Source organism: Streptomyces sp. DSM 106670 (genome assembly GCF_055792845.1).
The window spans coordinates 6,183,235-6,195,713 of sequence record NZ_CM147704.1 but is presented as its reverse complement, the minus strand read 5'-3'; the positions used below and the strand labels follow the sequence as shown (position 1 = coordinate 6,195,713).

General features: G+C 71.9%; 13 protein-coding genes. 4 read left to right on the top strand and 9 right to left on the bottom strand.

Annotated features, from left to right (window positions below):
* Nucleotides 1-63 precede the first annotated feature (63 nt).
* From coaD to ACSMXR_RS27570, 4 genes are all read right to left on the bottom strand, one after another.
* On the bottom strand, nucleotides 64-543 hold the full coding sequence (gene coaD, locus ACSMXR_RS27585; protein WP_032787127.1) for a pantetheine-phosphate adenylyltransferase: 480 nt from the start codon (nucleotides 541-543) through the stop codon (nucleotides 64-66).
* Nucleotides 544-569: 26 nt separating this feature from the next.
* Nucleotides 570-1,154 carry a 16S rRNA (guanine(966)-N(2))-methyltransferase RsmD gene (rsmD, locus tag ACSMXR_RS27580; RefSeq protein WP_137234487.1) on the bottom strand — a complete coding sequence of 195 codons (585 nt, stop codon included), beginning with the start codon at nucleotides 1,152-1,154 and terminating at the stop codon, nucleotides 570-572.
* 118 nt (nucleotides 1,155-1,272) lie between these two features.
* Nucleotides 1,273-3,486 carry an ATP-dependent DNA helicase RecG gene (gene recG, locus ACSMXR_RS27575; protein ID WP_473170143.1) on the bottom strand — a complete coding sequence of 738 codons (2,214 nt, stop codon included), beginning with the start codon at nucleotides 3,484-3,486 and terminating at the stop codon, nucleotides 1,273-1,275.
* A gap of 62 nt (nucleotides 3,487-3,548) precedes the next feature.
* A complete protein-coding gene (locus ACSMXR_RS27570; RefSeq protein WP_137234489.1) occupies nucleotides 3,549-5,288 on the bottom strand; it encodes a DAK2 domain-containing protein in 1,740 nt (579 codons plus the stop codon).
* 257 nt (nucleotides 5,289-5,545) lie between these two features.
* Here ACSMXR_RS27570 and rpmB point away from each other — a divergent pair, with 257 nt between their 5' ends.
* The gene (gene rpmB / locus ACSMXR_RS27565; RefSeq protein WP_006127872.1) at nucleotides 5,546-5,731 is read left to right on the top strand and encodes a 50S ribosomal protein L28; all 186 of its coding nucleotides are present in this window, start codon (nucleotides 5,546-5,548) and stop codon (nucleotides 5,729-5,731) included.
* Nucleotides 5,732-5,877: 146 nt separating this feature from the next.
* On the opposite strand, the gene thiD is transcribed toward rpmB, so the two are convergent.
* Nucleotides 5,878-6,687, bottom strand: a complete 810-nt coding sequence (thiD, locus tag ACSMXR_RS27560) for a bifunctional hydroxymethylpyrimidine kinase/phosphomethylpyrimidine kinase (protein WP_137234490.1) — start codon at nucleotides 6,685-6,687, stop codon at nucleotides 5,878-5,880.
* A 17-nt stretch (nucleotides 6,688-6,704) separates the two neighbouring features.
* Complete coding sequence (locus tag ACSMXR_RS27555; protein WP_137234491.1) at nucleotides 6,705-7,685, bottom strand: thiamine-phosphate kinase; 981 nt, start codon at nucleotides 7,683-7,685, stop codon at nucleotides 6,705-6,707.
* A gap of 219 nt (nucleotides 7,686-7,904) precedes the next feature.
* Between ACSMXR_RS27555 and ACSMXR_RS27550 the strand changes: the two genes are divergently transcribed.
* Both ACSMXR_RS27550 and ACSMXR_RS27545 read left to right on the top strand, forming a co-directional pair.
* Nucleotides 7,905-8,138: an Lrp/AsnC family transcriptional regulator gene (locus tag ACSMXR_RS27550; protein WP_006127869.1), complete on the top strand. Its 234-nt coding sequence runs from the start codon at nucleotides 7,905-7,907 to the stop codon at nucleotides 8,136-8,138.
* Nucleotides 8,139-8,158: 20 nt separating this feature from the next.
* Complete coding sequence (locus tag ACSMXR_RS27545; RefSeq protein ID WP_137234492.1) at nucleotides 8,159-8,647, top strand: DUF3515 domain-containing protein; 489 nt, start codon at nucleotides 8,159-8,161, stop codon at nucleotides 8,645-8,647.
* Between the two features lie 18 nt (nucleotides 8,648-8,665).
* On the opposite strand, the gene ACSMXR_RS27540 is transcribed toward ACSMXR_RS27545, so the two are convergent.
* The 3 genes from ACSMXR_RS27540 to ACSMXR_RS27530 are packed head-to-tail and all read right to left on the bottom strand — an operon-like array spanning nucleotide 8,666 to nucleotide 11,635.
* A complete protein-coding gene (locus tag ACSMXR_RS27540; RefSeq protein ID WP_137234493.1) occupies nucleotides 8,666-9,841 on the bottom strand; it encodes a D-alanine--D-alanine ligase family protein in 1,176 nt (391 codons plus the stop codon).
* A 34-nt stretch (nucleotides 9,842-9,875) separates the two neighbouring features.
* Nucleotides 9,876-10,886 (bottom strand): NAD(P)H-dependent glycerol-3-phosphate dehydrogenase, encoded by a 1,011-nt coding sequence (locus ACSMXR_RS27535; RefSeq protein WP_218524592.1) that lies wholly within the window; start codon nucleotides 10,884-10,886, stop codon nucleotides 9,876-9,878.
* The gene (locus ACSMXR_RS27530) at nucleotides 10,883-11,635 is read right to left on the bottom strand and encodes a lysophospholipid acyltransferase family protein (protein WP_137234495.1); all 753 of its coding nucleotides are present in this window, start codon (nucleotides 11,633-11,635) and stop codon (nucleotides 10,883-10,885) included. Before ACSMXR_RS27530 ends, ACSMXR_RS27535 begins: the two co-directional genes overlap by 4 nt.
* Before the next feature lie 150 nt (nucleotides 11,636-11,785).
* Between ACSMXR_RS27530 and cofC the strand changes: the two genes are divergently transcribed.
* Entirely contained in the window at nucleotides 11,786-12,469 is a 684-nt protein-coding gene (cofC, locus tag ACSMXR_RS27525) for a 2-phospho-L-lactate guanylyltransferase (RefSeq protein WP_473170142.1), read from the top strand.
* The last annotated feature ends 10 nt before the right edge of the window (nucleotides 12,470-12,479 follow it).

Genomic DNA, 12,479 nt, shown 5'->3' with positions numbered 1-12,479 from the left:
GGACGGGACGACTGTAAGGCCAGTCGGCTGCCGCCCGACACCTGGTGACGGCCCGTCAGGATCTCAGCGTTCGCCGAGGCGTTTCACCAGCGCCTCGTGGACGGCCGGCGGCAGCAGGTGGGAGACGTCGCCGCCCCAGGTCGCCACCTCCTTGACCAGCGAGGACGACAGGAAGCTGTACGTCGGGTTGGTCGGCACGAAGAGCGTCTCGACACCGGAGAGGCCGTTGTTCATCTGGGCCATCTGCAGCTCGTAGTCGAAGTCGCTGACGGCCCGCAGGCCCTTCACGATCGCCGGGATCTCCCGCTGCTTGCAGAAGTCGACCAGCAGGCCGTGGAAGGACTCCACCTCGACGTTGCCGAAGTCGGCGGTGACCTCGCGGATCAGCTCGATCCGCTCGTCCACGGTGAACAGCCCCTTCTTGGACTGGTTGATCATCACCGCCACGTGCACCACGTCGTACAGCTTCGAGGCTCGTCCGATGATGTCGAGATGTCCGTTGGTGATGGGGTCGAACGACCCCGGACAGACGGCGCGGCGCACTGTGATTCCCTCGCTCTCCGGTCCGGTCATCGTGCGTCTTCGCACGTAGCGGCGGCGCGACCGTACCAAAGCGTTCCCTCGCCGTAGCGACGGGACCGCAGTGGCTCGAATCCCGCGGGCCAGCCGAATTCTCCGCCCCGGGTGCCGCGTTCCACCGTGACGAGCGCATCGGCCGTGAGCCACCCCTGAGCACGGAGTGTGAGCAGGATCTCGCGAAGATCGTCGTCGGTGACGGCGTACGGCGGGTCCAGGAAGACGATGTCGTACGGGTCCGAGGGCGCCGGTCCTGTCACGATCTGCTCGGCTTTGCCGGCCCGGACCTCGGCGCCGGGGAGGCCGAGGGTGCGGACGTTGTCGCGGACCGTGCGGACCGCCTTCGGATCGGCCTCGACGAGCAGGGCGTGGACCGCGCCCCGGGAGAGCGCTTCGAGGCCGACCGCGCCGGATCCGGCGTACAGATCGGCGACGCGGCTGCCTTCGAGGGTGCCGAGCAGCGCCTGCCAGGTGGAGAAGAGGCCCTCGCGCGCACGGTCGGAGGTGGGGCGGGTGCCGGTGCCGGGCGGGACGGCCAGGCGGCGTCCGCCGGCCGAGCCGGCGATCACGCGGGTCATGGGTGTCGGGTCCTCGGGGTCGGGGGCGTACGGAGGGGCCCGCGGGGTGCGCGGGCCGTGCGTCCACGATATGGCGTGCGGCCCGCACCGGCCCGACCGGCAGGACGCCCCCGCGCCCTCACCCCTTGTCCAGATACTCCTCGCGCTCCTTGTCCAGCAGGGCGGCCAGCACCGTGCGCAGCTCCGGCAGGTGCTCCAGCTCCGGGTCGGCGGCGACGATCGCGACGGCCTCCTCGCGGGCGGCGGCGATGACCTCCTCGTCGTCGATGACGGTGAGCATCCGCAGCGAGGAGCGCACTCCGGACTGGGCCTGGCCCAGCACATCGCCCTCGCGGCGCTGTTCGAGGTCGATCCGGGAGAGCTCGAAGCCGTCGAGGGTGGCGGCGACGGCGGAGAGCCGGGCGCGGGCGGGGCTCGCCTCGTGGGCCTCGCTGACCAGCAGGCAGAGCCCCGGGGCGGAGCCACGGCCGACGCGGCCGCGCAGCTGGTGGAGCTGGGAGACGCCGAACCGGTCGGCGTCCATGATCACCATGGCGGTGGCGTTGGGGACGTTGACGCCGACCTCGATGACGGTGGTGGCGACCAGGACGTCGACGTCACCGGCGGCGAACCGGCGCATCACGTCGTCCTTCTCGTCGGGGTGCATCCTGCCGTGCAGCACCTCGACGCCCAGTCCGGCCAGCGCGCCCTTGCGCAACTCGTCGGCGATCTCCAGGACGGCGAGCGGCGGGCGCTTCTCCGGGTCCTCCTCGGCGGTCTTCTTCTTCGTCTTGCCCTTCTTCCCCCCGGCCTCCTCCGCGTCGTCGCCGATGCGGGGGCAGACGACGTACGCCTGGTGGCCGTTCCCGACCTCTTCGCGGACGCGTTCCCAGGCGCGGGCGAGGAAGTGGGGCTTGTCCTTGGCGGGGACGACATGGCTGGCGATCGGGGAGCGGCCGGCCGGGAGCTGGTCCAGGACGGAGGTCTCCAGGTCGCCGAAGACCGTCATCGCGACCGTACGGGGAATGGGGGTGGCGGTCATGACGAGGAGGTGGGGCGGTTGCTTCCCCTTCGAGCGCAGGGCGTCGCGCTGCTCCACGCCGAAGCGGTGCTGTTCGTCCACGACGACCAGGCCGAGGTCGTGGAACTGCACCTTGTCCTCGATGAGGGCGTGGGTGCCGATGACGATCCCGGCCTCGCCGGTGACCAGGTCGAGCAGGGCCTGACGGCGGGCGGCCATGCCCATGGAGCCGGTGAGCAGGACGACCTTGGTGCCCCGGTCCGAACCGCCCAGCATGCCGCCCTCGGCCAGCTCGCCCATCATCTCGGTGATCGAGCGGTGGTGCTGCTGGGCCAGGACCTCGGTGGGGGCGAGCATCGCGGCCTGGCCGCCCGCGTCGACCACGGTGAGCATCGCGCGCAGCGCCACCATCGTCTTGCCCGAGCCGACCTCGCCCTGGAGGAGGCGGTGCATCGGGTGCTCGGTGGCCAGGTCGTCGAAGATCTCCTTGCTGACTTTCTCCTGGCCCTCGGTGAGGGTGAAGGGCAGCTTGGCGTCGAACGCGTCCAGCAGGCCGTCCGCGACGGGGCGGCGGGCGACGGCGGGCAGCTGGGTGTCGGCGTACCGGCGGCGGGCCAGGGCGACCTGGAGGACGAACGCCTCGTCCCACTTGAGCCGGGCCTTGGCGTCCTCGATGTCCGCCTTCGTCTGCGGGCGGTGCACCTTCAGCAGCGCCTCGGGCAGCGGGGTGAAGCCGCGGCCCTCGCGGAGCGAGGCGGGCAGCGGGTCCACCGCGTCCCGCGCGCTGGGCAGGACGGCGTCGACGGCCTTGGCGATCCGCCAGGAGTCGAGCTGCTTGCAGGCGGGGTAGATCGGCAGCAGCCGTCCGGCGAAGGCGTCCACGGCCTCGGTCGCCTCGTCGGCGTCGGAGGCGTCGAGGAGTTGGTACGTGGGGTGGGCGAGCTGCATCTTGCGGTTGAAGACGGAGACCTTGCCCGCGAACATCGCCTGGCGGCCCGGCAGCAGCTCCTTGTGCGGCTTGTGGACGCCGTGGCCGAAGAAGACCAGCTGGAGGCGGCCGCTGCCGTCGGTCAGGGTGACCTCCAGGCGTTTGCCCCGGCCGTTGTTGAACATCAGGATCCGGGCGTCGGCGACCTGGGCGACGACCGTGACGTGCTCGTCCAGCGGGAGGTCGGCCAGCGCGGTCAGCTTGCCGCGCTCCTCGTACCGCCGCGGGTAGTGGTGCAGCAGATCACCGACCGTGTGCAGGTCGAGGTGTTCGGCCATGACCTTCGCGGTGGCTCCGCCGAGCAGCTTCTTGAGGGGTTCATCGAACGAGGACACGCGATCCATTGCACACCACGGCACTGACAGCTGTCCGCCGGGCACGCACGGCCCGCCGCTCCCACTCGCCGCTACTCGACGCCGATCAGCAGCGGTGCGCGCTGGTGCCCGCCCCGGTAGACCACGGTGTCCACGGCGAGATGGCCCTCGCGTACGTGCTCCTCCAGGGCGTCGGCCAGCGAGTCCGGGACGTCCTCGCCGAGGACGAGGGTGACCAGTTCACCGCCGGCCGCCAGCATCCGGTCGAGCACGGTGCGGGCGGTGGCCGGGACGTCGGCGCCGATCACGGCCACGTCGCCGTCGATCAGGCCGAGGATGTCACCGGCCTGGCAGACCCCGGCCATGGTCCACGACTGGCGCTCGGCGACGGCCAGTTCGGCGTAGCGGGTGGCTCCGGCGGCGGCGGTCATGGCGACCACGTCCTCGTCGAAGCCCCGGTCCGGCTCGTGGACGGCGAGGGCGGCGATGCCCTGGACGGCGGCGCGGGTCGGCACGAGCGCGACCCTGACCCCCTCGGTCCTGGCCTGTTCGGCGGCCGCGGCGGCGGTGTGGCGCAGGGCCGCGTCGTTGGGCAGGAGCACCACCTCGCGGGCGTGCGCGCGGCGGATGGCGTCGACCAGTTCGCCGCTGGCGGGCGGTTCGCCGGGGCGGGCGATCACGGTGGTGGCGCCGGCCTCGGTGCAGAGCCCGGCCAGGCCGTCGCCGGGGACCACGACGACGACGGCGCGCTGGGCGGGTTCGGCCTGGACGCGGACGTCGTGGCCGGACTCGGTGGCGAAGTGGGTGATACGGATCCGGTACGGCCGGCCGGCCTCGACGCCCGCCTCCACGGCGGCCCCGGCGTCGTCGACATGGACGTGGACGTGCCAGAGCCCGTCGCCGCCGACCACGACCAGGGAGTCGCCCAGCGCGTCGAGCCGGGTGCGCAGCCGGGCCACCTGCTCATCGCGGGCCTCCAGGAGGTAGATCACCTCGAACGCGGGCCCGGCGCCCCCGTCCTCGGGGCAGTCGAGCGGCCCGTCCCCCGAGGCACTCACCGCAAGGCCCCCCTCCGTGACGCCCTCCACCGGAGTGCCGCCCACCGGCAGCCCCACCACGGAACCCCCGTCCACGGTCACGGGCGCCATCCCGGAACTCCCGGAACTCCCGGAACCGGTACGGGGTCCCCGTACGGGCGGCTGCCCGGTCACCGTCTCCACCAGCGCGCCCAGGACCGCCACCAGGCCCCGGCCCCCGGCGTCGACCACGCCCGCCCGGCCGAGGACGGCGAGCTGTTCGGGGGTGCGCGCGAGGGCGGCGCGCGCCCCCTCGTAGGCGGCGGTGACGACGGCGCCCAGGTCGGAGTGGTCTCCCCGGGCGGCCTCGGCGGCCTCGGCGGCGACGGTGAGCACAGTGCCCTCGACGGGGTGGGCGACGGCCTGCCGGGCCGCGTGGGCGGCACCGGTGAGGGCGAGGCGCAGATGGGCCGCGTCGCCGCCGTCGGCCAGCACCCCGGCCATGCCGCGCAGCAGCTGGGCCAGGATCGTGCCGGAGTTCCCGCGGGCGCCGATCAGGGCGCCGTGCGCCATGGCGCGTACGGCGTCGGCGGTGGCGGGTGCGGTGGTGCCGGTCTCGTGCGCGGCGAACACCGCTTCGACGGCCGCGGCGGCGGACTCGACGGTCAGATAGAGGTTGGTGCCGGTGTCCCCGTCGGCGATGGGATAGACGTTGATCGCGTCGATCTCCGCGCGCTCCCGGCCCAGTGTCTCCAGGGCCAGCGAGCACCACGTGCGTACCGCGACGGCGTCCAGGTCGTCGGGGAGCTGCGGCACCGATGGTCCTCCTTGAAGCGGCCGTGGCAACGGGCTGCACCGCAGGTTAGCCCGCCCGCCGGGGTCCCGGCAGGGACAGGGGCCGGGAGGGCGGACGGCCGAGCCGTGGTAGTTTCGTATCTCCGAAGCAGGCGTTGTATGCTGCTCCGGTTGCCCGATGAGAGTCGGGCCATCCCTCCGGTACCGCCACTTCAGTCGAACTGATTCCGGCGCGCCGGAATTCACTGTAAGTGCATCTGAAGTCTTTGGAGTGACCCGTGGCTGCCAACTGCGACGTTTGCGGCAAGGGGCCGAGCTTCGGCAACAGCGTTTCGTTCTCGCACCGCCGTACGTCCCGTCGCTGGAATCCCAACATCCAGCGCGTGCGTGCCGTGGTCGGTCGGACGCCGAAGCGGCTCAACGTCTGCACCTCGTGCATCAAGGCCGGCAAGGTCGCGCGCTGACGTCCCCGTCGTAGCGCAGCCTTCCGGTTGCCCAAAAAGCCGGTCCATCTCGGTGGACCGGCTTTTTGCTGCGCTCAGAAGCAGACGGTGCTCAGAAGCAGACGGTGCTCGGAAGCTGATCGGGCGGCCGGGCCGGCCGGAGCCCGTCAGTCGGCCGGCCGGGTCAGCCAGCCGTGGTCGACCGGACCGATACCGCCGCCGAGCGGGAAGCCGGCCTCGATCGCGCCGGTGACGTACGTCTTCGCGCCCCGTACCGCCGTGGGTACGTCCATCCCGAGCGCGAGCCCGGAGGCGATGGCGGAGGCCAGGGTGCAGCCGGTGCCGTGGGTGTGGCGGTTGTCGTGCCGGGGGGCGCGCAGCCAGTGCTCCGCGCTCCCGTCGGTGAGCAGGTCCACCGCCTCCCCGGGCAGATGGCCGCCCTTGATCACGACCCAGCGCGGTCCGAAGCCGAGGATCTCCTCGGCGGCCCGGCGCATTCCGCTCTCGTCGGTGACCCGGACACCGGTGAGCTGGGCCACTTCGTCGAGGTTCGGGGTGGCGACGGTGGCGACGGGCAGCAGCTTCGTCCGTACGGAGTCGAGGGCCTCGGCGGCGAGCAGCGCGTCGCCGTGCTTGGAGACGCCGACCGGGTCGACGACGACGGGGGCGTCGGTTCCGGCGAGGAGTTCGGCGACCGTCTCCACGAGGGCGGCCGAGGCGAGCATGCCGGTCTTCACGGCCTGGACGCCGATGTCGTCGACGACGCTGCGGTACTGGGCGCGAACGGCGTCCACCGGAAGCTCCCACGCGCCCTGGACGCCGAGGGAGTTCTGTGCGGTGACGGCGGTGAGCACGCTCATGCCGTGCACGCCGAGGGCGAGCATCGTCTTCAGATCGGCCTGGATCCCCGCACCGCCGCCGGAGTCGGATCCGGCGACGGTGAGCACACGGGGCGGGACAGCGGTACGTATGGGCATACGCAGCAATCTAACGGTCACCGGGGCTGGTGGGTGTCCTCGATGGAGCCGAAGTGGTCCCAGCCGCCCTTGCTGGTCCAGGGCGCGCCGTCGACGGTGACCTGGGGCAGGGCGGAGGGGTTGAGGACCTCGCCGATCACCTTCCAGCGGGCGGGCAGTTTCACGTCCGGCGGGAAGGTCGCCACGATCGCGTGGTCCTCTCCCCCGGTCAGCACCCACTGGAGCGGGTCGACGCCGACGGCCTGGCCGATGTCGGACATCTGCGAGGGGATGTCGATCAGGCCGGAGCGCAGGTCTATGCGGACCTTGCTGGACTCCGCGATGTGGCCGAGGTCGGCGACGAGGCCGTCGCTGACGTCGGTCATCGCGGTGGCGCCGAGTCCGGCGGCCGCGGGGCCAGCGTGGTACGGCGGCTCCGGGCGGCGGTGGGCCTCGACGAAGGCGCGGGGCGAGCGGAAGCCGCGGGAGAGCACGGCGTATCCGGCGGCGGACCAGCCGAGCCAGCCGGTGACCGCGACGACGTCGCCGGGGCGGGCGCCGCCCCGGGTGACGGGTTCGTGGTTGCGCAGATCGCCGAGCGCGGTGATCGCGACGGTGATCGTGTCGCCGCCGACCACATCGCCGCCCACCACGGCCGCGCCCGCCACCTGGCACTCGTCGCGCAGCCCGTCCATCAGCTCGGCGGCCCAGGTGACGGGGAGGTCGGCGGGGACGACGAGGCCGAGGAGCAGCGCGGTGGGCACGGCGCCCATCGCCGCGATGTCGGCGAGGTTCTGGGCGGCGGCCTTGCGGCCGACGTCGTACGCCGTCGACCAGTCGCGGCGGAAGTGCCGCCCTTCCAGCAGGATGTCCGTACTGGCCACGACCCTGCGGTCGGGGGCGGCCACGACCGCGGCGTCGTCGCCGGGCCCCAGCCGTACCGCCGGAGTGGTGGTGAGCCGGGACGTGAGCTCTCTGATGAGCCCGAACTCCCCCAACTCGCCCACGGTTCCCTTCACCGAGTCTCACCTCTCCTTTATCGCCCCGGACACCCGTCCGGGCCCCCGGTCGCGAGCCGTCTGTGCTGTCGGTACCGTCAAGAGATACGTCAACTTCTGCGCCCTGTACGCCACGCTGTGGGCGTCATCCGGCCCGTAGGTCTCCCCGCGGCCCGCGGCAACGCGATAACGTGGCGTCCCTTTCCCCCACATGATCCTCGTGGCCGCCCTGGAGGTTCCGTGGTACAGGCGTACATCCTCATTCAGACCGAGGTGGGCAAGGCGTCGATCGTCGCCGAGACCATCTCCAAGATTCCGGGAGTCATCCAGGCAGAGGACGTCACCGGTCCGTACGACGTGATCGTGCGGGCCCAGGCAGACACGGTCGATGAACTCGGCCGCATGGTGGTCGCCAAAGTGCAGCAGGTGGACGGCATCACACGAACCCTGACCTGCCCGGTCGTCCACCTCTGACCCCCGTCTAGGCTGGGCCGGTGACGTCATCCGCCCGCCGTTCCCCACACTCGATATTCCTCGGTCCGTCCGCTGCCGTGCTCGTGCTGGCCGCGGCGGGCTGTTCCCTCAGCGACGCGCAGCCCTCGGTCCCGGTTCCCACACCGTCCTCGGAGGCCGCGGCGTACTGCGAGGCCCTGCACGAGGAACTGCCGGAGGCCGTCCTCGAACTGGAACGCAGCGACCCCTCCCCGGCTTCGGAGCTGACCGCCGGCTGGGGGGACGGGGCGATCGTACTGCGCTGCGGGGTCCCCCGGCCCGCGAAGATGGACGACCCCCAGTCACAGGGCGTCGAGGCGGACGGGGTGCAGTGGATGCTGGAGGAGCCCGAGGACTCCGGACCGCGGTTCACCACCACGTACCGCAAGGCGTACGTCGAGGTCACGCTCTCCTCGGCGTACGCCCACGACATCACGCCGCTGGCCTCGTTCGCCGGCCCCATCGCGAAGACGGTCCCGAGCCGGTTCTGAGGCCCGCGGGCAGTTCCGTCAGCGCAGTCCGGTGGAGCGGTTCAACGCTGCCTGGATCAGCCGGTCGACCAGCTCCGGATAGTCGACGCCGCTCTCCTGCCACATGCGCGGGTACATCGAGATCGGGGTGAAGCCCGGCAGGGTGTTGATCTCGTTGATGACGAAGGTGCCGTCCTCGGTGAGGAAGAAGTCGGCGCGCACCAGGCCCTCGCAGGAGACGGCGTCGAAGGCGGCGACGGCGAGCCGCTGCACCTCGGCGGTCTGCTCCTCGGTGAGCGGGGCGGGCACCAGACCGGCGGCCGAGTCGATGTACTTGGCCTCGAAGTCGTAGAAGTCGTGCGCGGTGACCGGCGGGATCTCGGCGGGCACGCTGGCGCGCGGGCCGTCCTCGAACTCCAGCACCCCGCACTCGATCTCCCGGCCGCGCAGCAGCGACTCGACGAGGAACTTCGGGTCGTGGCGGCGGGCCTCCTCGATCGCCTCGTCGAGGCCGTCGAGTCCGTCGACCTTGGTGATGCCCATCGAGGAGCCGCCGCGGGCGGGCTTGATGAACAGCGGCCAGCCGTGCTCGCCGGCGAAGTCCACGATCCGCTTGCGGGCGGCGGCCGGGTCGCTCTCCCACTCGCGGGGGCGGACGACCTCGTAGGGTCCGACCGGCAGCCCGAAGGAGCGGAAGACCCGCTTCATGTACTCCTTGTCCTGGCCGACGGCCGAGGCGAGGACGCCCGCGCCGACGTAGGGCACTCCGGAGAGCTCCAGCAGCCCCTGGAGGGTGCCGTCCTCGCCGTACGGGCCGTGCAGCACGGGGAAGACGACGTCGACCTCGCCCAGCGCCTTGGGCACCGAGCCCGGTTCGCTGTAGAGGACCTCGCGGCTGCCGGGGTCGACGGAGAGCGTGACGCTGCCCTCGGCGGACTCGGCGAGCCCGTCCACGTCGGGGACCTTGCGGTCGGCGATGGCCATGCGTTCGGGCTCGTCCGCGGTGAGCGCCCAGCGGCCGTCCGTCGTGATGCCGATCGGCAGGACGTCGTACGTGGTCCGGTCGATGGCCTTCATGACGGCGCCGGCCGTGACGACCGAGATGCCGTGTTCGGAGCTGCGGCCGCCGAACACGACCGCCACACGGGGCTTGCGACGCTGCTGCTCAGGGCTCTCGCGGCGCTCAGGGCTCTGGGGGAGGTTCTCGCTGCTCATATCGCGATGAGCGTACCTGCTGGTAGGGGAGACGTCAGCGTCGCTCGGCCTTGGCGCTCCGCGACATCAGCTCCTTCACCGCGACGACCGGGGACTTGCCCTCGTGGACGATGGAGACGACGGTCTCGGTGATGGGCATGTCGACCCCGTGCCTGCGGGCCAGGTCGAGGACCGATTCGCAGGACTTGACGCCCTCGGCGGTCTGCTTGGTGACGGCGATCGTCTCCTGGAGCGTCATCCCGCGGCCGAGGTTGGTGCCGAAGGTGTGGTTGCGCGAGAGCGGCGAGGAGCAGGTCGCCACCAGGTCGCCCAGGCCCGCGAGTCCGGAGAACGTCAACGGGTCCGCACCCATGGCCAGGCCCAGTCGGGTGGTCTCGGCGAGGCCCCGGGTGATGAGGGAGCCCTTGGTGTTGTCGCCGAGGCCCATGCCGTCCGCGATGCCGACGGCGAGGCCGATGACGTTCTTCACGGCGCCGCCGAGCTCGCAGCCGACCACGTCGGTGTTGGTGTACGGCCGGAAGTACGCGGTGTGGCAGGCGGCCTGGAGGCGCTGGGCGACGGACTCGTCGGCGCAGGCGACGACGGCCGCGGCGGGGCGGCGCTCGGCGATCTCCTTGGCCAGGTTGGGGCCGGAGACGACGGCGATGCGGTCGGCGGAGACCTTGGTCACGTCCGCGATCACCTCGCTCATCAGCTCGGCGGTGCCCAGCTCGACGCCCTTCATCAGGGAGACCAGGACGGTGTCCGGACCCAGGTGCGGGGCCCAGTCGGCGAGGTTGGCCCGGAGCGTCTGGGAGGGCACGACGAGGAAGGCGAACTCGGCGCCGCGCAGGGCCTCGGCGGCGTCGGTGGTGGCGCGGATCGAGTCGGGGAGCGCGATGCCCGGGAGATAGTCCGGGTTGGTGTGCGTGGTGTTGATGGTCTCGGCGACCTCGGCGCGGCGCCCCCAGAGGGTGACGTCGCAGCCCGCGTCGGCGAGGATCACGGCGAAGGCCGTACCCCATGAGCCGGTTCCGAAGACGGCTGCTTTTACGGGGTGCGTCACGTGGGTCCCTTTCCCTGGGCCCTGCGCCGTTGTTCAGCACGGGCTTTGCGGTGATCGTAGAGCTCGGCGGGCGCCTTCTCGCCGCGCAGGTCCTCCAGCTCGCGGGTGATGGCCGCCATGATGACCTCGGTCGCCTCGCGCAGCACCTCGGGGGTGGGCTCCAGGCCGTGGAAGCGGCTGAGGTCGACGGGCGGTCCGGCCTGCACCCGGAGCGTCTTGCGGGGGAACAGCCGGAACTTGTTCTCCTTGGCGTACGGCGGCATCGCGTGGTTGGCGCCCCACTGGGCGACCGGGATGACGGGCGCCTTGGTCATCAGGGCGACCCGGGCGGCCCCGGTCTTGCCGGCCATCGGCCACATCTCGGGGTCGCGGGTGAGGGTGCCCTCGGGGTAGAAGGCGACGCACTCGCCGCGCTCGATGGCCTCCACGGCGGCCCGGAAGGCGTCCAGGGCGTTGGTGGTCTCGCGGTAGACGGGGATCTGGCCGGTGCCGCGCAGCATCATCCCGACGAACGGGGTGCGGAAGAGGCCGGCCTTGGCCAGGAACCTCGGCACCCGGCCGCTGTTGTACTGGAAGTGGCCGTAGGAGAGCGGGTCCAGATAGGAGTTGTGGTTGACGGCACTGATGAATCCGCCGTCGGCCGGAATGTGTTCCATCCCCCGCCAGTCGCGCTTGAACAGAACCACCAATGGCGGCTTGGCGATAACCGCCGCCAGGCGGTACCAGAAGCCGATTCTGCGGCGGGACACTCGGACACCTTCCTTAGGGACTTTGACCTGCTGGCTGGCTACTGACGGTCAAGTCTCGCCCCAGGCCCCTGCTCTGTCGAGAACACCGTACGCCTCACGTTGCGTAGGGGTCCTCCGGGTTGTCGTACCGGCAGGCGAGAATAGGCGCTGATGCGTACGGAGGGGGAGATCGCCACGAACACCGATCCGGCCGGGCCCTGGTCCCTGGTCGTTCCGCTGAAGCCGCTCGCACGGGCCAAGAGCCGCCTGGGGCGGGCGGCGGGCGAGGCTGCGCGGCCCCTGCTGGCCCTGGCCTTCGCCCAGGACACGGTGGCGGCGGCGCTGGCCTGTGCGCGGGTGCGCGATGTGGTGGTCGTCACGGACGACGCCGTGGCCTCGGCGGCCCTTTCCGCGCTCGGGGCGCGGATCGTGCCGGACGCTCCGGGGGCCGGGCTCAACGCGGCGCTCGCGCACGGCGCCCGCTCGGTGCGGGCCGTGCGGCCCGCCGCCGCGGTGGCCGCGCTCAACGCGGATCTGCCCGCGCTGCGCACCGGTGAATTGGAGCGGGTGCTCGATTTTGCTTCCGCTTTTCCCAGCGCATTTCTCCGGGACGCGGCGGGAATCGGTACGACATTTCTGGCCGCCGCGAGCGGTGCGGAATTCCGTCCGGCTTTCGGTGGCCCGTCCGGGTCACGGCACCTGGCGTCGGGGGCGGTGGAAATAGCGCTGTCCAGCGTCGACTCGGTGCGCCGGGACGTCGATACGGGCGAGGATCTGCGGGTGGCCCTGGCCCTGGGGGTGGGGCCGCACACGGCACGGATCGCGGCCGTGCCCGCCCCGGCGGCCGACCGATAGGCTGCCGCCC

Excerpts from the sequence above, each read along its gene's own strand:
- ACSMXR_RS27540 (WP_137234493.1), bottom strand. The coding sequence starts at position 9,841 with ATGAGCAGCGAGAACCTCCCCCAGAGCCCTGAGCGCCGCGAGAGCCCT.
- recG (WP_473170143.1), bottom strand. The coding sequence starts at position 3,486 with ATGGATCGCGTGTCCTCGTTCGATGAACCCCTCAAGAAGCTGCTCGGC.
- rsmD (WP_137234487.1), bottom strand. The coding sequence starts at position 1,154 with ATGACCCGCGTGATCGCCGGCTCGGCCGGCGGACGCCGCCTGGCCGTC.
- cofC (WP_473170142.1), top strand. The coding sequence starts at position 11,786 with ATGCGTACGGAGGGGGAGATCGCCACGAACACCGATCCGGCCGGGCCC.
- thiD (WP_137234490.1), bottom strand. The coding sequence starts at position 6,687 with ATGCCCATACGTACCGCTGTCCCGCCCCGTGTGCTCACCGTCGCCGGA.